The 18,379-nt window shown below is 60.7% G+C and carries 18 protein-coding genes; 2 read left to right on the forward strand and 16 right to left on the reverse strand.

Annotated elements, in window-relative coordinates; genetic code table 11:
* Nucleotides 1-182: 182 nt before the first annotated feature.
* From AB4N74_RS15890 to AB4N74_RS15945, 12 genes are all read right to left on the reverse strand, one after another.
* Nucleotides 183-779: a nucleotidyltransferase family protein gene (locus AB4N74_RS15890; RefSeq protein ID WP_116256271.1), complete on the reverse strand. Its 597-nt coding sequence runs from the start codon at nt 777-779 to the stop codon at nt 183-185.
* Nucleotides 776-1,756 (reverse strand): XdhC family protein, encoded by a 981-nt coding sequence (locus AB4N74_RS15895; protein ID WP_116256270.1) that lies wholly within the window; start codon nt 1,754-1,756, stop codon nt 776-778. The genes AB4N74_RS15890 and AB4N74_RS15895 overlap by 4 nt, the downstream gene beginning before the upstream one ends.
* The gene (locus tag AB4N74_RS15900; protein ID WP_460096603.1) at nt 1,756-4,077 is read right to left on the reverse strand and encodes a xanthine dehydrogenase family protein molybdopterin-binding subunit; all 2,322 of its coding nucleotides are present in this window, start codon (nt 4,075-4,077) and stop codon (nt 1,756-1,758) included. Before AB4N74_RS15900 ends, AB4N74_RS15895 begins: the two co-directional genes overlap by 1 nt.
* Entirely contained in the window at nt 4,074-4,544 is a 471-nt protein-coding gene (locus tag AB4N74_RS15905; protein ID WP_258708668.1) for a (2Fe-2S)-binding protein, read from the reverse strand. The genes AB4N74_RS15900 and AB4N74_RS15905 overlap by 4 nt, the downstream gene beginning before the upstream one ends.
* A 245-nt stretch (nt 4,545-4,789) precedes the next feature.
* A complete protein-coding gene (gene murB, locus AB4N74_RS15910; RefSeq protein WP_460096605.1) occupies nt 4,790-5,809 on the reverse strand; it encodes a UDP-N-acetylmuramate dehydrogenase in 1,020 nt (339 codons plus the stop codon).
* Complete coding sequence (locus AB4N74_RS15915; protein ID WP_093435454.1) at nt 5,806-6,270, reverse strand: low molecular weight protein-tyrosine-phosphatase; 465 nt, start codon at nt 6,268-6,270, stop codon at nt 5,806-5,808. The genes murB and AB4N74_RS15915 overlap by 4 nt, the downstream gene beginning before the upstream one ends.
* The gene (kdsB, locus tag AB4N74_RS15920; protein WP_095048623.1) at nt 6,270-7,034 is read right to left on the reverse strand and encodes a 3-deoxy-manno-octulosonate cytidylyltransferase; all 765 of its coding nucleotides are present in this window, start codon (nt 7,032-7,034) and stop codon (nt 6,270-6,272) included. Before kdsB ends, AB4N74_RS15915 begins: the two co-directional genes overlap by 1 nt.
* Nucleotides 7,031-7,216, reverse strand: a complete 186-nt coding sequence (locus tag AB4N74_RS15925; RefSeq protein ID WP_003174668.1) for a Trm112 family protein — start codon at nt 7,214-7,216, stop codon at nt 7,031-7,033. The genes kdsB and AB4N74_RS15925 overlap by 4 nt, the downstream gene beginning before the upstream one ends.
* Before the next feature lie 21 nt (nt 7,217-7,237).
* A complete protein-coding gene (gene lpxK, locus AB4N74_RS15930) occupies nt 7,238-8,248 on the reverse strand; it encodes a tetraacyldisaccharide 4'-kinase (RefSeq protein WP_095048624.1) in 1,011 nt (336 codons plus the stop codon).
* Entirely contained in the window at nt 8,248-8,676 is a 429-nt protein-coding gene (locus AB4N74_RS15935; RefSeq protein ID WP_093435463.1) for an ExbD/TolR family protein, read from the reverse strand. The genes lpxK and AB4N74_RS15935 overlap by 1 nt, the downstream gene beginning before the upstream one ends.
* Complete coding sequence (locus AB4N74_RS15940) at nt 8,673-9,308, reverse strand: MotA/TolQ/ExbB proton channel family protein (RefSeq protein ID WP_042560451.1); 636 nt, start codon at nt 9,306-9,308, stop codon at nt 8,673-8,675. Before AB4N74_RS15940 ends, AB4N74_RS15935 begins: the two co-directional genes overlap by 4 nt.
* Before the next feature lie 101 nt (nt 9,309-9,409).
* Entirely contained in the window at nt 9,410-11,644 is a 2,235-nt protein-coding gene (locus AB4N74_RS15945) for a DNA internalization-related competence protein ComEC/Rec2 (RefSeq protein ID WP_460096609.1), read from the reverse strand.
* Nucleotides 11,645-11,780: 136 nt separating this feature from the next.
* Here AB4N74_RS15945 and AB4N74_RS15950 point away from each other — a divergent pair, with 136 nt between their 5' ends.
* A complete protein-coding gene (locus tag AB4N74_RS15950) occupies nt 11,781-12,299 on the forward strand; it encodes a DUF2062 domain-containing protein (protein WP_095048627.1) in 519 nt (172 codons plus the stop codon).
* 147 nt (nt 12,300-12,446) lie between these two features.
* On the opposite strand, the gene AB4N74_RS15955 is transcribed toward AB4N74_RS15950, so the two are convergent.
* The 4 genes from AB4N74_RS15955 to AB4N74_RS15970 form a co-directional block, all read right to left on the reverse strand.
* Nucleotides 12,447-13,226, reverse strand: coding sequence for an ABC transporter permease (locus tag AB4N74_RS15955; RefSeq protein WP_008087860.1), 780 nt, complete (start codon nt 13,224-13,226; stop codon nt 12,447-12,449).
* Nucleotides 13,223-14,155, reverse strand: a complete 933-nt coding sequence (locus tag AB4N74_RS15960) for an ABC transporter ATP-binding protein (protein WP_093435472.1) — start codon at nt 14,153-14,155, stop codon at nt 13,223-13,225. Before AB4N74_RS15960 ends, AB4N74_RS15955 begins: the two co-directional genes overlap by 4 nt.
* A 133-nt stretch (nt 14,156-14,288) precedes the next feature.
* Nucleotides 14,289-14,912, reverse strand: coding sequence for a glutathione S-transferase family protein (locus AB4N74_RS15965; protein WP_093435475.1), 624 nt, complete (start codon nt 14,910-14,912; stop codon nt 14,289-14,291).
* Between the two features lie 43 nt (nt 14,913-14,955).
* Nucleotides 14,956-15,615: a transglutaminase-like domain-containing protein gene (locus AB4N74_RS15970; RefSeq protein ID WP_460096611.1), complete on the reverse strand. Its 660-nt coding sequence runs from the start codon at nt 15,613-15,615 to the stop codon at nt 14,956-14,958.
* 248 nt (nt 15,616-15,863) lie between these two features.
* Here AB4N74_RS15970 and AB4N74_RS15975 point away from each other — a divergent pair, with 248 nt between their 5' ends.
* Complete coding sequence (locus AB4N74_RS15975) at nt 15,864-18,311, forward strand: acyl-CoA dehydrogenase (RefSeq protein WP_093435481.1); 2,448 nt, start codon at nt 15,864-15,866, stop codon at nt 18,309-18,311.
* Nucleotides 18,312-18,379 lie beyond the last annotated feature (68 nt).

The following is an 18,379-nucleotide window of genomic DNA, read 5'->3' on the forward strand; positions in this document are numbered from 1 at the left end:
CCCCCTCGCCCCAGCCCTCTCCCCAGGGGGCGAGGGGGAAAGGGAGCCGATCTCCGTGTGTTTCAAGGCCGGAGTTCGACTCGAAGTTTCAGGTCGGTGTACCTCGAAAGAACACCTCGGTCAGTCCCCTCTCCCTCTGGGAGAGGGTTAGGGTGAGGGGCTCTCAGGAATTTACGCAGCTCTCAAGACGAAGTAAAAACCAAAGCCTCCGGCACATCGATATCCCACAACACCCCGGGATCATCCACCGTCACCTCAACCACCCTGCCCTGTTTGAACAATGGTCTGGCCCCTCGATCGCCACTCAACGCCTGCAACCCCGCACTAAACGACCGCCCAAACCCCACAGGATGACCAAACTCCCCTTCCTGCACCGGCACGCTCACTGCATCATCGGCAATGGCCGCGACCACCCGCTCAATACTCGACGGCAAGATAAACGGCATATCACCCAGCACAATCAACCAGCCATCTGCCTCAGGGCATGCCGCGACGCCAGCGGCAATGCTGTCACCCATCCCGGTCGATTCAATCGAGACCACGTCACAGCCATAGGCCTGCGCCATGCGCATCGCTTGCGGCCGCGCTTCAGTCGTCACCAGCACACGCTTGTCGAGACTGACCGGCAGATTCAACAGCACCTGCTCAATCACCGAACGCACCGCGCCATCACGCCCGGTGCAGTCCGCCAGCAACTTGTCCTTATCAGCACCTGCCACCTGGCGAAAACGACTGCCCTCACCCGCCGCCAGCACAATCACTGCAATGGATCGACTCATGCGTCCTCCAAAGTTTTCTTCTGCTTCAACTCGACGCCGTTCTTGATCGCGACGATTTCCGCCAACAGGGACAAAGCAATTTCCGCTGGCGAATGACTGCCGATGTGCAAACCGATCGGCCCGTGCAGCCGATCGATCGCCTGCACCGACAAGCCTAGCTGAGCCAGATTCTCCCGACGCTTCCGGCTGTTAACCCGAGAGCCGAGAGCGCCGACATAGAAGGCCGGAGAATCCAGCGCCGTGAGCAGCGCCATGTCGTCCAGCCGCGGATCATGGGTCAACGCGACAATCGCCGTACGTTCGTCGGTCTGGATACTCAACACCGCCTCATCCGGCATGCCCGAGACGAAACGCCCGTGATGCTCTTCCCAGCCGTAGACGAATTCGCTGCGCGGATCGCAGATCAGTACTTCGAAATCCAGCAACCGCGCCATATCCGCGACGTAACGCGACAACTGCCCGGCGCCGATCAACAATAGACGCCAACGCGGGCCGTAGATTGCGCGCAGGGTTTTGCTGTCGAACTCCAGCGAGTCGGACTTGCTGGCCGGCGACAGAAGCACTTCACCGGTTTCAATGTTCAACTCACGGGCAACGATCTCGTGTGCTTCGCACCGCGCGAGCAACTCGGCTACCCACGCGGGATCGCCGATCCGTTCTTCAGTCAGGCGCAACGTGCCGCCACAAGGCAAGCCAAAGCGCGCCGCCTCCTCGCGTGTAACGCCATAGGTAATCAACTGCACCGGCGGCCCATCGCTGGCGATGCGTCCGTCGTGCAGGCGGGCGATCAAGTCATCCTCGACGCACCCGCCCGACACCGAACCGATCACCACGCCATCCTCACGCAAGGCGAGCATGGCACCGGGCGCCCGCGGCGCCGTGCCCCAGGTCTGCACCACGCTGAACAACACCACCCGCTGTCCGGCGCGGCGCCATTCGAGGACGCTGCGCAGGACATTGAGGTCGACGCTGTCCATTACGCCTCTGCCTTCTGCCAGCCCTGCAACTGGTAACGCACCGGCAGATTACGGATGCGCTTGCCAGTAGCGGCAAAGATCGCGTTACACAAGGCCGGAGCAATCGGCGGCACGCCCGGTTCGCCGACACCGCCCAACGGCACGTCGCCCGGCGGCGTCACCAGATGCACGGCAACTTCCTTCGGCGCCAGCGACATGCGCGCCACTTCGTACATGTGGAAGTTGTCCTGCTGGACCTTGCCGTCCTTGAAACTGATTTCACCCAGTACCGCGTTACCCAAGCCCATCACGCAAGCGCCTTCGAATTGCGAGCGGATGCGCTCAGGATTGATCTGCGGCCCGCAGTCCACAGCGATGTCAGCCTTATGCACGATCAGCGTACCGTCGTCCTTGACCTCGACTTCGATCACCGCCGCCACATACGTGACGAAGCTGTAATGTACCGCCAGACCCAGACCACGGCCCTTGGGCAGTTTGCGTCCCCAACCGGCAGCCTTCGCGGCAGTTTCCAGCACCGTGCGCATGCGTCCGGTGTCGATCGGATAACGCTCGGGAGACTCGCCATAGTTCCACTCTTCGCTCAAGGTGCGTGGATCGATCTGCCGATCCGGACCGAGCAGTTTGACCTGGTACTTGAGCGGATCCTCGCCAGCCTTGTGCGCCAGCTCATCGACGAAACTCTGGATGGCAAAACCATGAGGAATGTTCGACACCGAGCGATACCAGCCAACCCGTGTGTGCACGGTCGCCTCGGGGTTTTCCAGGCGTACGTTGGGAATCGCGTAGGCCATGTTGGTGAAACCCATGCCCAGTTCGAAAGCCGCTTCATGGTTCATCCCCGGCGCGAACAGCGCGGTGATGCTCGGCGCCACGGTGCGATGCAACCAGCCGGACGGCATGCCGTCCTTGCCCACGCCAGCCTTCAGATACTCGGCGGACACGGTGTGGAAATACGAGTTGTGGATGTCATCTTCACGCGTCCACTGCACCCGTACGGCTTTGCCGGGGAACTCTTTGGCGAGAATCGCCGCTTCGACGACGAAATCCGGTTTCGACTTGCGACCAAAACCACCGCCAAGCAAGGTGACATTGAACGTGACATTGTCGAACGGCAGTTCAAGACGCTCGGCAATGCGCTCACGAGTGACTTGCGGCGCCTGACTCGGTGCCCACGCTTCGCAAACGCCGTCCTTGTAGCGAGCGATGGCAACCATTGGCTCCATCGGTGCCTGGGCCAGATGCGGCAGGTAGTAGGATGCTTCAAGCGTACTCGCAGCACCGCTCAGGGCCTTGTCGATATCGCCGGTGTTGCGCACCACTTTGCCGGGTTTCAGCGAGGCGGCTTCAAGCTCTTTGCGATAGGCGATCGAGTCATAACTGGCGTTCGGGCCGTCATCCCATTCGATTTTCAACGCTTCACGGCCCTTGATCGCGGCCCAAGTGTTGCTGGCGACCACGGCCACACCACCCAGTGGCTGAAACTCGGAAGGCAGCGGACGGCTTTCGATCTGCAGCACTTTGAGCACACCGGGGACTTTCAGCGCAGCGCTGTCATCCAGCGATTTGACCTTGCCGCCGTACACCGCCGGACGGGCGATAGTTGCGTACAGCATGCCGTCGAAATGCACATCGGCGCCGTACACCGCACGACCGTTGACGATGTCTGCGCCGTCGATGGCTTTCGTACCTTCCTTGCCGATGTAGCGAAACTCCGACGGCTGCTTGAGGCGCAGGCTGTCACGCGCCGGTACCGGCAACGCACTGGCTGCGGCGGCCAGTTCGCCATAGCCCAGCTCACGGCCAGACGGTTTGTGAATGACTTTGTGCAGTTGCGCGTGGCACTCACCGACCGGCACTTTCCACTGCGCAGCGGCGGCCTGTTCAAGCATGGTCCGCGCCGCCGCACCGCAACGCCGCATTGGTTCATACCAATGGCGCATGCTGCGCGAACCGTCGGTGTCCTGGTTGCCGAAGCGCACTTCATCACCCGGCGCCTGCTGCACTTTGACGCGCGCCCAATCGGCTTCCAGTTCATCAGCAACAACCATGGTCAAACTGGTGCGCACGCCCTGGCCCATCTCGGAACGGTTGCACACCACAGTGACCGTGCCGTCAGCGGCAATGCTGACGTAGACCTTCGGATCGTCGATCCAGCCATTGGGCATGCCATCGGCGCCGAATTGCTTCGGTTTGTCTTCAGCCAACGCATCCTGCCAACCCCAACTGGCGGCCAGCACCAGCGCGCCGGTGGCGCCGACGCCTTTGAGGAAACCGCGACGGCTGAGATTGCTCAGGGCGAAATCATTCGGAAGGCGACTCATGCCTTGGCCTCCTTCAAGTGAGTGGAAGCCTGGCGGATCGCAGTCTTGATCCGGTTGTAGGTGCCGCAGCGGCAAATGTTACCGACCATGGCTTCTTCGATCTGCTCGTCGCTCGGGTTCGGGTTGGTCTTGAGCAACGCGGTAGCCGACATGATCTGCCCGCCCTGACAGAATCCGCATTGCGCTACAGCGGTGTCGAGCCAGGCTTGCTGGACCACCTGCCCCACCGGGTCGGCGTGCAGGTTGTCGATGGTGGTGACGTTCTGGCCGACCACCGAACCGATCGGCGTGATGCAACTGCGCGCCGGCAAGCCGTCGATATGAATGGTGCAGGCGCCGCACAGCCCCATGCCGCAGCCGAACTTGGTGCCGTTATAACCGGCGACATCACGAATCGCCCACAACAGCGGCATGTCGTCGGTGACATCGAGAGGATGGTCTTGACCGTTGAGTTTCAGGGTAATCATGGGCACGCCCGCATATTTTTAGTGGTTATGGGGTCGAGCAATCTGCCGCCGTTGAATCGGCGGTGGTTCACGCAGATCGACTCAGGCTAATCAGGCTCTCTTGTGCCGACGCGAACGTCTGCACCGGGCCTTTGGTGGAGCAAATGACGGTTATCGTTAGCTCGCTAAGTTAACCCAGCGTTAACAAAAAAGCCCTGCACTTTTTATCAGTGCAGGGCTTTGGATGGCGCTTTGAAAGCGTAGCCTCAATAGCGATTAGGCTCCATCTCCAGGTCGACATTGAAACGTTCGGCAATGTCTTTTTGGATGCGTTGCGCCAGATCGAGCAGTTGCAGCCCGGTTGCCGCGCCGTAGTTGACCAGCACCAGCGCCTGCAGTTTATGCACGCCGGCATCGGCTTCACGGAAACCTTTCCAGCCGGCGCGCTCGATCAGCCAGCCTGCCGCGAGCTTCATTTGTCCGTTCGGCTGCGCGTAGGCGACCACATCCGGATGCTGTTCCTTGATCCTCGCGACGATGGCCGCCGACACCAGCGGATTCTTGAAGAAGCTGCCGGCATTGCCGAGTACCGCCGGATCCGGCAGTTTTTCGCTGCGGATACTGCAAATCGCACGGCTGACGTCGGTAGGCGTCGGCTGCTCGATGCCCTGCTCGGTCAGGCGCTGACGCACCGGGCCGTATTCCAGATGCAAATGCGCGATGCGGTCGAGTGCAAAGCGCACGCGCAGAATCAGCCAACGCCCCGGCTGCTGCTTGAACAAGCTGTCGCGGTAGGCGAAGTTGCATTCTTCGAGGGTGAAATCGCGCAGCTCGCCGGTCTGGCGATCCAGCGCGGTGAGGCCGGCGAATACATCCTTGATCTCGACGCCGTAGGCACCGATGTTCTGCATCGGCGCAGCGCCAACCGTGCCGGGAATCAGGCTGAGGTTTTCCAGCCCGGAGAGTCCTTGCGCCAACGTGTGCTGCACAAACGGATGCCACGGCTCGCCCGCTTCCGCCTCGATCACCACACGGTTGCCGTCATCGCTGATCACACGAATCCCGCGCGTGGCCATGCGCAGCACCAGCGCCGGAATATCTGCCGTTAGCAGCAAGTTGCTGCCACCGCCGATCACCAGCAACGGCATATCGTGCGCGGTGGCGTAGGCCAGCGCTTCACGGACATCGGCATCGCTTTGGGCTTCGGCGAACAGTTGCGCGCGCACATCCACGCCAAAACTGTTGAACGGTTTCAGGGAAACCTGCGGTTGCACCTGCAAACTCATAACCGGCCCTTCACTTCGATCAACAATTGGTCACAGGCTGCTTCGATCAGATCCAGCACTTGCTCGAAACCCTGATCGCCGTCGTAATACGGATCCGGCACTTCATCGACGACACCGGCATAACGGCGCAAAAACAGGTCCAGCTCGGCTTTGCCGGTGGACGGCTGCAACGCCTTGAGGTTGCGCAGGTTGCTGTTGTCCATGGCCAGAATCAGGTCGTAACTGGCGAAATCGGCACGGCGGACCTGCTGCGCGCGTTGCGCCGACAGGTCATAGCCGCGCACTTTGGCCGCGGCCTGGCTGCGTTTGTCCGGCGGGTTGCCAACGTGCCAGTCACCGGTGCCGGCGGAGGCTACTTCGACCTGATCCGCCAGCCCTGCTTCACGCAGTTTGTGGCGCAATACGCCTTCGGCCGTGGGCGATCGACAAATGTTGCCCAGGCACACAAACAGAACGCGCATCAGGCCTCCAGCAGGCGACGAACGCGCTCGAGGTCTTCGGCCGTGTCAACGCCAGTCGGCGGTGCGATCAGCGCGTCGGCGACATGAATCCGCACACCGTGCCACAGGGCACGCAGTTGCTCGAGGGATTCAGTGTTTTCCAGCCAGCATGGGCCCCAGCTCACAAAGTCCTGGAGGAAACCGGCGCGGTAGGCATAAATGCCTATGTGGCGACGGTACGGCACGCCTTCGGGCAATTGCTCGCGACTCTTGGCAAACGCATCGCGCGCCCATGGCAAAGTCGCACGGCTGAAGGTCAGCGCCAAACCGTTGAGATCACTGACGACCTTGACCACGTTCGGATTGAACAGGGTATCTACGTCTTCGATCGGCTCGGCCAGCGTGGCCATGCGCGCTTCGGTGTGGGCAGCCAGATTGGCGGCGACCTGATCGATCACGCTCGGCGGAATCAGCGGCTCGTCACCCTGCACGTTGACCACGATCGCGTCGGGTTCAAGACCCAGTTTCGCCGCGACTTCGGCCAGACGATCGGTGCCGGAATTGTGATCCTCACGGGTCAGCACCACTTCGGCACCAAAAGCCTTGCAGGCCTCGACGATGCGCGCATCGTCAGTCGCGACGACCACACGGCTGGCGCTGCTTTTGCTCGCCTGTTCCCAGACGTGCTGGATCATAGGCTTGCCGGCGATGTCGAGCAGCGGTTTGCCGGGCAGGCGGGTCGAGGCGAAACGCGACGGGATGACAACGGTGAAGGCAGTGGTCATTTATCCAGACGCTCGTCGGTGGTCAGGGTGCGGGCTTCGCTTTCGAGCATGACCGGGATGCCATCGCGGATCGGGTACGCCAGACCGGCGCCCTTGCTGATCAGTTCAGTTTTGTCGGCGCTGAGCTTGAGCGGGCCTTTGCAGATCGGGCACGCGAGGATATCGAGCAATTTGGTGTCCATGAACATTCCCTGAGTAAAGAGTTAAGGCAAAAGACGATCCGGCAACAGGCGCATCAGCTGCGTGTCGAACCAGGCCACAAAGGCCGGCGACGGCAGCGCATCGACCGCCAGATACCACCAGTCGTCAGCCGCAAAGGCACGGCACTTCACCGCGTCCTTTTCGGTCATCACCAACGGCAATGACGGTGTGAAATTCAACGCCTGCACGCTGTATTCGGCGTGGTCGGCAAACGCATGGGGGACTGCTCGCCAGTCTAGCGCTTCGAGGGTATTGAAGAAACGTTGCGGATTGCCGATCCCGGCGACCGCGTGCACGGCCTGGCCGGGTGGAAAATGATCGAGCGACTTGCGCTCGCCGCTGCGCAGATTGACCAGCGCGGTCGGTTGCAGACGGAAAGCGAAACCGTCATCGCGATCCTCGGTGGCACCATTGAACAGCACGCCGTCGACACTTTGCAGGCGCTCGATCGGCTCACGCAACGGCCCTGCCGGCAAGCAGCGTTTGTTGCCCAAACCACGGGCGGCGTCGATCAGCACCAGCTCCAGATCCCGCGCCAGACGATAATGCTGCATACCGTCGTCGGAGAGGATCAGATCCAGTGGTTCACTGGCGAGCAAGGCTTTGACCGCTGCGCTGCGATCGGGGTCGATCATCAGCGGCACGCCGGTGCGCTGGACGATCAGCAACGGTTCGTCACCGGCGATGTCAGCGGTTTGCTCGGCCGCAACGCGCCACGGCAGTTGCGGTGGTTTGGCGCCGTAACCACGACTGACCACGCCGACGCGCAAACCGCTGCGCCGGCAATGTTCGATCAACCAGAGAATCATCGGCGTCTTGCCGGTGCCACCGACGGTGATGTTGCCGACCACGATCAACGGCACCGATGGCTGGTAGATCTGACCTTCACCGGCAAGAAAGCGCTGGCGCTTACCCACCACCACGCGGCGATAGAGCATTTCCAGCGGCCGCAACAGCGTCAGGGCCGGGTGCCCCTGATACCACGCGGCGAGCAAACGATCGGACAGGCTCATCAGGATTTGGGCGCCGCCTCGACCGTGGTCATGCGCAGATGGCTGAAACCGAGCTTGCCGGCCGCGTCCATGGCAGTGATCACGGATTGATGCTGAGTCTTGCCATCGGCACTGATCGACAACGGCATGTTGGTATCGCCGTTGGACTCTTTCTGCATGGCTTCCATCAGGGTCGCCAGGTCGTTCTTCGGCAGAATCTTGTTGTTCACCGAAAACACGCCTTCGGCGCTGATGGCCACGTCGATCTGCTTGACTTGCTGGTCTTCGGCCGGGGAGCCGCTGACCGCTTCCGGCAGGTCAACACGCAACTGGGTTTCGCGAGTGAACGTGGTGGTCACGACGAAAAACAGCAGCAGAATGAACACCACGTCGATCAGCGACGCGAGGTTGATGTCCACGGTTTCCCGGGGTTTGCGACGGAACTTCACGCGCGGCCCTCGGCCAGGTCGACATCACGGTCGCCCTGTACCACTTCAACCAGCTTGATCGCTTCCTGCTCCATGCCCACCACCAATTCATCGATACGGCGTTGCAGGAACCGATGGAAGAACACCGCCGGAATACCGACCATCAGGCCCGCAGCGGTGGTGATCAGCGCCTTGGAAATACCGCCCGCCAACACCGAGGCATTGGTGGTCATGCCGGAGCCGGTGAACGCGCTGAAGATATCGATCATGCCCAGCACGGTGCCAAGCAGACCCAGTAATGGCGCCATGGCTGCGATAGTGCCGAGAGCATTGATGTAGCGCTCGAGTTCATGAATGACCCGGGCGGCGGCCTCTTCGATGCACTCTTTCATGATCTCGCGACCATGTTTGGAGTTGGCCAGGCCCGCCGCGAGGATTTCCCCCAGCGGCGAATTGGCGCGCAATTCCTTGAGTTTTTCTTTATTGAGCTGCTTGTCCTTGATCCAGACCCAGACCTGGCCCAGCAGATGCTCGGGGGTAACGCGACTGGCGCGCAGGGTCCACAGGCGTTCGGCGACGATCGCCATGGCCGCGATGGAGCTCAGAATGATCGGCAACATCATCCAGCCGCCGGATTTGACCAATTCCCACACAGTGACAGTCCCCTCGAAAAAGTGCGCCACTTTACCATACCGATCCACGATTAAGACCCGCCGCCCCGACGACCGTGACGCCCCATTTACCTACGTCCCGATCAGCGGGCCAGTGCGGGCGGATCACGCCAGAAACGCCGCTGATGACGCATCGTGCGTGGCGCCCTGAAGGTGCCCAGTTGCAGATGAATGGCGCCCTGCTCGGCGCTGTCGTAAATATTCAGGCCCAGTTTGCGATAACGCGCCAGCACGGTCGGGTGTGGATGGCCAAATGAGTTGCCATGACCTCGAGAGATCAGCACGGACTCGGGTTTCAAGACGTTGAGCAGCGCCATTGACGATGAACTGCGGCTGCCATGATGGGGCGATTGCAGCCATTGCGTCGGCACGGCCAGTGGACCGTCGAGCAGCACGCGCTCGGCATGGCTGTCGATGTCGCCGGTCAGCAGCAGGCGCTCGCCATTGGCCTCGATCTGCAATACGCAGGAACGCTGATTGCTGTCGCCAGCGTCCGCCCACTGCCAGAGTTGAAAACGCACGCCGTCCCATTGCCATTGCTGGCCACTTGCACAAGCTTGGGCGTTCAATTGCGCGGGCAGCCCCGCCGGGTCGCCGCTGATTACCTGATCGACGGTCAAACCACGGCTGATCGCCAAAGCGCCGCCGGCGTGATCGGCGTCGGCATGACTGAGCAGCATCAAATCGAGTTTTTCCACGCTCAGTTTGCGCAATGAAGGCAGCACCACACGCTCGCCGAGGTCGAACTCACCAAAGCGCGGCCCCGCATCGTAGAGCAACGCGTGATGGCGGGTCCGGATCAGGATGGCCAAGCCTTGGCCGACATCGAGCTGCCAGATATCAGCCAATCCTTCATCTATCTGATCGCGTGGCGGCACGACCAGCAGCAACAACAACGGCCAGCCCAGTGGACGCAGCGGCACGCCGCGCGGCAACAGTAATAACCCGGCGCCGAGGCTGCCAATGGCCCAGACCCAAGCGGGTATCGAGGGTGCGATCCACGCCGGCCAATGCCCGGCAATCGTCGCCAGCGCGTGAAACAACCCATCGATCAAACCGCCGGCAAGCCACAGCAGGCCGGCGCCGACAAAAGGAACAGGCAGCAACACGGTTCCAAGCAGCGCCGGCGGTAACACCGCAAGACTGACCCAAGGCACCGCAAGCAAATTGGCCAGCGGCCCGCTGAGGCTGATCGGCAGGTTCAGCGCCAGCAACACCGGACATAAGCCGATCGCGATCAACCACTGCGCCCGCGTCCAGGTCTGCCACCAGCGCCACGCGCCCAAGCGGCCGCCAAAGGTAAAGATCAGCACCGCTACCGCCGCAAACGAGAGCCACAGACCCGGACGCAAACTGGCGAGCGGGTCCAGCAACAGCACAGCGTTGAACGCCAGCAACAACGGCCACCCTGCGCCAAGATGACGAAAGCGCAGGCGCCACAACAGCACCAGTCCGACCATCACGCAGGCGCGCTGCACCGGCACGTCGAACCCGGCAAGCAGGCCATAACCGAGTGCTGCCGCGAACCCCATACCACAGGCCCACGGCAGCCACGGCCAGCGCAGCGGCCACAGGCCATATCGCGCCATGCCGGCGACCAGCCCATACATCAGCGCCGCCAGCAAACCGATGTGCTGACCGGAAATCACCAGCAAGTGCACGGTGCCGGTGTCCTGCAGAGTCTGCCAGTCCTCGCGACTGAGCCCCGAGCCGTCACCCAGCACCAACGCCGCCAATGCGCCGTTTCGCCCCTGCGCATCCACACTCAGCAAACGCTGGCGAATACTGTCACGCCAGGCCCAACGCGCTTCGCTCAAGCGCTGGCCATCCTTGATCGTACCGGTGGCGCCAATGCGTTGCGCCAGCAGCCAGGCCTCGTAGTCAAAGGCCTCAGGATTGCGCAATCCACCGGGACGCTTGAGCTTGACCGCCAAACGCCAACGCTCGCCGCTGTTGACCGGTGGCCCGGCGTACCAGGCAAGCCGCATCAGCGATGGCAGTTTTTCATGACGCGAGTGCGCATCAGCCAATTCGAAGCGCACCACGCCGTCGCTGTTCTGCGGCAAACCGACGACCCACCCTTCAACCCACCGGGTTTCGCCATCCAGCCCGGCCGGCAAACGATCATTCAACGCCCATTGCGCACCGACGCTGGCCCACGTGAAGCCAAACAGCAAAAACGCCAGCGGATAGCTGCGAAACGGCAGCAGCATCAAAGCCACGACCGGCAACAACAGCATCAACCAGACCGGCGGTAATTCCGGCATAGAAACCGCGACCAGCAGACCGACTGCGAGCGCCATCATCCCTGTGCGCATAAGCCCGTCCTTGAGAGTCCCGCACTTAGGCATAGCGGTTGTCGGTTACACGCGTCGTCAACAATTGTCACAAAGTCTGAATGGGCGCTTCGTAGAATCCAGACATACTTGCCGCCTTAACCGACCGAGAAGCCTTATGCCCCGGCGCTTATTCAAACGTTATATGCCCGACCCGACGAGCATCAGGGAACACAAATCCTTACGCTTTCTCGGCAAGTTGCTGCATGACCCGAACCTCTGGCACCTCAATCGTCACTCGGTCGCCCGGGCGATGGCGGTTGGCCTGTTCGCCGCGTTCCTGCCGATCCCGGCGCAGATGCTGGTGGCCGCCGCCCTCGCCGTCACGGTGCGCGGCAACATGCCGATTGCGGTCAGCCTGGTCTGGCTGACCAATCCGATCACCATGCCGGCGGTGTTCTTCTGCACCTATCAGGCCGGGGCGTTTTTGATGGATGTGCCCGCCCGACATTTACCGGACGAGCTGACCTGGGAGTGGATCAGCGGCGAGTTGTCGACGTTGTGGCAGCCGTTTCTGCTCGGCTCGGTGGTGGTCGGACTGGTACTCGGCGCCCTCGCCTACTGCATTGTGATGATGTATTGGCGCTGGTGGGTGGCGCGGCAATGGGCGCGGCGCAAGAAGAGTCGCATGCGCTGAACGCAAAACGGCCTCCGCAATGGGAGGCCGTTCTGATTTGTGGCGTCTGCATTCGCGAGCAAGCTCGCTCCCACAGAAGATCTTCAGCACAACATAGGTCCAATGTGGGAGTGAGCCTGCTCGCGAAGAAGTCGACGCGGTTCTGGATCAGGTACGCATCCCGCGCCCGCTCACCAGCAACCGCGCACAGCCGAGATACAGCACAACGGTCGCCACCAGCATGAAGGTGATCGCAATGCCGATCTTGATATCCGACACACCCAGAATGCCGTAACGGAAGGCGTTGACCATGTGCAGCACCGGGTTGGCCAGTGACACGGTCTGCCAGAACGGCGGCAGCAAGGTGATCGAGTAAAACACCCCACCCAGGTACGTCAGCGGAGTCAGCACAAAGGTCGGGATGATCGAAATATCATCGAAGTTGCGCGCAAACACTGCGTTGATGAAGCCCAGCAGCGAGAAAATCGTCGCCGTCAGTACCACCACCAAAATGGTCACGCCGAGGTGATGCACCTGCAAATGGGTGAAGAACAGCGACAGAATGGTCACGATCACGCCAACCATCAGACCACGCAACACGCCGCCAATGGTGAAACCGATCAGAATAGTGTGCGGCGACACCGGCGACACCATCAGCTCTTCGATGGAACGCTGGAACTTGCTGCCGAAGAAACTCGAGACCACGTTGCCGTAGGAGTTGGTGATCACCGACATCATGATCAGCCCCGGCACGATGTACTCCATGTAAGTGAAGCCACCCATGTCGCCGATCTGCCGACCGATCAGGTTACCGAAGATCACGAAATACAGAACCATGGTGATCGCTGGCGGCAGCAGCGTCTGCGGCCAGATCCGCGTGAAGCGTTTGACCTCGCGGTAAACAATGGTCTGCAGGGCGACGAGGTTGGGACGGAATTCGGAACTCATACCGCCACCTTCGACAGATTCTTCTCCACCAGGGACACGAACAGCTCCTCGAGGCGATTGGTTTTGTTACGCAGGCTCAGCACTTCGATGTTCTGCTGCGCCAACTGGGTGAACAACGCCGTGATGCCCATGGATTTGTCGACCTGAACTTCCAGGGTGTGGCTGTCGATCAATCGCGCCGGATAACCGAGCAATTGCGGCGCGGCGTTCAAGTCGTTTTTCAGGTCCAGCAGGAAGGTCTCCACGTGCAACTGGCCCAGCAACTGTTTCATGCTGGTGTTCTCGACGATGGTGCCGTGGTCGATGATGCCGATGTTGCGGCACAACTGCTCAGCCTCTTCCAGATAGTGCGTGGTGAGGATGATGGTGATGCCTTTCTGGTTCAGTTCGGTGAGGAACGTCCACATTGATCGACGCAGCTCAATGTCGACGCCTGCGGTCGGTTCATCGAGGATCAGCAGACGCGGTTCGTGCACCAGCGCTCGGGCGATCATCAAACGCCGCTTCATGCCCCCGGACAGCGAACGCGACGGCACATCGCGCTTGTCCCACAGGCCCAGTTGGGTCAGGTACTGCTCGGCGCGTTCCTTGGCGATCTTCGCCGGAATGCCGTAGTAACCGGCCTGGGTCACGACGATGTCGAAGGTCTTTTCGAACTGATTGAAGTTGAATTCCTGGGGCACCACGCCAATCGAGCGCTTGAGCTGCGCAGGATTTTTGTCCAGGTCATGGCCGAAGATATTCACCGTGCCGCTGGTCTTGTTCACCAGGGTCGAGAGAATGCCGATGGTCGTGGATTTGCCGGCACCGTTAGGGCCGAGCAAGGCGAAAAAATCACCTTCGGCGACGTCCAGATCGATACCACTCAAGGCCTGGAACCCGTTGCCGTAGGTTTTGGTTAGCTGCCGGATGGACAGAGCGGAACTCATATCGGATTTACGCACCAAGAAGGGAAGAAAGGGATAAATAAGGGCGGGCGGCGAGGGAAACAACCGCAGCACCAGAGCGCAATGGTGCTTGCCGCCGCCGCACAAGTACAGTCAAGTGTGTCGATAGTAAGTATTAAGTCAACGCGGTCATAACCGCTTTCTGGTAAGCCGGACGCTGCTTCAAGCGCTCATACCAGGCTTGCAGATGCGCTTGTGGTGCGCGTTCGATGGGCATCTCGAACCAGGCATAAATGAAACTGCCGAGCGGGATATCGCCCATGCCGATGTCTTGTCCAGAGAGATATGGCTGACTGGCCAAGGCATGATCGGCCATGCTCAGCAACTCATTGCATTCCTTGATCGCGGCGTTGATCGCAGCCCAGTCCTGCTTGTCCGCCGGCGTGCGCAAGACGCCCCAGAACACCGTGCGGAAGGGACCGGCAAAACTTGAAGTGGTCCAGTCCATCCATTTGTCAGCGATGGCTCGCGCTTGCGGATCCGCCGGATACCAGTGACTGTCGGGCGCATGTCTGGCCAGCAGATAGCGGACGATGGCGTTGGATTCCCACAACACAAAACCGTCGTCCTCGATCACTGGCACCCGGCCATTCGGGTTCATCGCCCGGTACTCAGGTGTGTCGACTACGCCGAATGCGCCACCGGCATCGATCGCCTCGTAAGCCAGACCGAGTTCCTCGGCGGCCCACAATGGTTTCCTGACATTCGATGAGTTTTTCCGTCCCCAGATCTTCAGCATGACCGCCTCTTTTCAAATGAGTGGGCAGGCAGCATACGCCGGATCAGGTACGGCTCAAATCACTCTGCATATCGCCCAGCCGTTGCGGCTGCTGATCAGTGAACAGATGCGGATAGCACTTTTGCAAATGTTCGAAGAAGAACGTTTCCGGGACATCGGCGAATTGGCCGTGATCGACCAGATACTCCATGAGCTGCGCGCCGTCGCGATTGAACGGGTGGAAAACGCTGTCATTGATACCGTCGAACTCCAGCGGCGCTACGTTGAACAATTCGCAAAGCTTCTGATTGAACGCCGGTGTGGCTTTGACCCAGCGTCCATTGAGGAACAGTTCGGTGTACCCGTGCATGGCGAACATGTCGCTTTTCAGCAACTCAAGCAGACGTGGCGTCGATAAGTGATTTTTTACGTCGGCCAGACCGATACGCGCCGGGATCCCGCAATGCCGCGCACAACCGGCAAGCAGCGTGGCTTTGGGCACGCAATAACTCTCCCCCGTCGTCAGCGCATAGCTGCCACGCAAGGTCTGCGGATCGCGACTGAAGGTGTAGGAGTTGTAGCGCACCGCCTCACGCACCGCGTAATAAAGATTGATCGCCCGCTCGAGCGGATCGCGGCTGGCACCCCGATGTTGTTCGGCGAACTCCACCACTGCCGGGTGGTCACTATCGATGAAGCGGCCGGGACTCAGATACTCGCGCATGACGACAATCTCCTGGGTGAGCCCCGAGTCTAGCGACAGCGTCAGCACAGAGATAACGACGTTTCGGCCAAACTTGGACGCAAAGACGCGGGATCAGCGAACGATTTCCCACACGTGTTGCCCACCGAACCTACGAAAACCATCCGGGGTTTCCCACGATTTCAATCACCTTGGTCTGACCACCCGGTTTTACAGATGCCGTCTAAGCTCTGGAGGGTCGATTTGCCTTGGTTCACGGAGGACTGAATATGCTGTTGTTGTGGATACTGGTTTTGATCGTTGGTGTGGCGTATCTCGCCCACCGGCGTATTTCACCTCTGCCTGCGTTGGGCATCGTGGCAGTCTACCTGCTGGCGATGGGTATTTTCAGTCATGCGCCGGGCTGGTTGTTGCTGGTGTTCTGGGTGCTGCTGGCGGTGGTCGCTGCCCCGCTGCTGCTGCCCGACCTGCGTCGCAAGCATTTCACTGCGCCGTTGTTCAACTGGTTTCAGAAAACCCTGCCACCCATGTCGCAGACCGAACGCGACGCAATCGACGCCGGCACCGTGTGGTGGGACGGTGAGCTGTTCAGCGGCCGCCCGGACTGGGATAAATTGCTAGCCTACCCCAAGGCGCAATTGAGTGAGGAAGAACAGGCGTTCATTGACGGCCCGACCGAGGAACTCTGCGCGATGGTCACTGACTGGCAGATCGGCCAGTCGATGGACCTGCCACCCGAAGCCTGGGCGCATATCAAGGAACACGGTTTCTTCGCCCTGATCATCCCGAAAGAATTCGGTGGCAAAGGCTTCTCGGCTTACGCCCACTCACAGGTGGCGATGAAACTCGCTACCCGTAGCGGTGACCTCGCCTCCACCGTGATGGTGCCCAACTCCCTCGGCCCGGCCGAACTGCTGCTGCATTACGGCACCGACGAACAACGCAATCACTACCTGCCACGGCTGGCTCGGGGCGATGACATCCCGTGCTTCGCCCTCACCGGTCCGCTCGCCGGGTCCGATGCCGGTGCGATGCCCGACACCGGGATCATCTGTAAAGGCCAATGGGAAGGTCAGGAAGTCATCGGCCTGCGCCTGAACTGGGAAAAACGCTACATCACCCTCGGTCCTGTCGCGACCCTCCTCGGCCTGGCTTTCAAGGCCTACGACCCGGAGCATCTGCTGGGCGACAAGGAAGACCTTGGCATCAGCCTCGCGTTGATTCCGACCGATACCGCTGGGGTGGAAATCGGTCGTCGTCACCTGCCACTCGGCGCGGCGTTCATGAACGGCCCGAACTCGGGCAAAGACGTGTTTATTCCGCTGGACTTCCTCATCGGCGGTCAGGAGATGCTCGGCAAGGGCTGGATGATGCTGATGAACTGCCTGTCGGTCGGCCGTTCGATCTCGTTGCCGGCAGTCGGCACTGGCGCGGCCAAATTCACCAGCCTGGTCACCGGTCAGTACGCGCAGATTCGTGAGCAATTCAATGTACCGCTGTCGGCTTTCGAAGGTATTCAGGAAGCCATGGCGCGCATCGGCGGCAACGCGTGGATGATGGACGCGGCGCGGATGCTCACTGCCAACGCAGTGGATCTGGGCGAGAAACCGTCGGTGCTCTCGGCGATTCTCAAGTATCACCTCACCGAACGCGGCCGCGAGTGCATCAGCCACGCCATGGATGTGCATGGTGGCAAGGCGATCATCATGGGCCCGAACAACTACCTCGGGCGTAGCTGGAACGGCGCGCCGATCTTCATCACCGTGGAAGGTGCAAACATCCTGTCGCGCAACCTGATGATCTTCGGTCAGGGCGCGATTCGTTGCCATCCATTCGTGCTGAAGGAGATGGCCCTCGCCGGTCGTGAGGACAAGGATCAGGCGCTGAAAGAGTTCGATGGTTTGCTGCTCAAACACATCGGTTTCGCCGTAAGCAATGCGGCCAGTACGCTGGTGTTGAACCTCGGTTTCGGCCACTTCGAGCATGCGCCGGGCGACAAGATCAGCCAAGGCTACTTCCGCGCACTCAACCGCCAGGCAGCGGCGTTCGCCATGCTCGCCGACTTCAGCATGATGTTGCTGGGCGGCGAACTGAAACGTCGCGAGCGTCTGTCGGCACGTCTGGGTGATGTGTTGAGCAACCTGTATCTGGCCTCCGCCGCGCTCAAGCGTTATCACGATCTGGATTCGCCAGCGTACATGGAGCCACTGTTCCGTTGGGCGATGGAAGAAAGCCTCGGCCAATCGGAACGGGCGCTGGATGAATTGCTGCGCAACTTCCCGAACAAGGTATTCGGTTGCCTGCTGCGAGCCATCGTGTTCCCGTTCGGTCGTCGTCACAAAGGCCCGTCGGACAAACTCGGTGCCGAAGTGGCAGGCGTGATTGGTCGCGCCAAAGGTGATCCGGCGCTGGAAGAGTTGCTTGCCGGTTGCTATCGCCCGCAGTCGGCAGACGATGCCGTCGGCGCGCTGCAACACGCCAGTGATTTGCTGAATGCCGCGCAGCCATTGCACAAAAAACTGCACACGTCGCTGAAAAGCGGTCAGGTCAAACCGGTCGCAGGTGAGCACGCCATCGATGCGGCGCTGGAGGCCGGGGTGTTGCAACCGGGAGAAGCACAGAGCCTGCGCGATGCCGAAGCCGCACGACGCAAGGTGATCGACGTCGATGACTTCGACAAAGAGGAACTGAAACTGGCAGAGGGCAAAGTCCGCTGATCCTGACAACCATGTCCAAGAGGGCGCGGGAGCTTTATACTCCCGCGCCCGTTTTGCTCTTGAGGACT

The organism is Pseudomonas sp. H3_C08 (genome assembly GCF_054669455.1).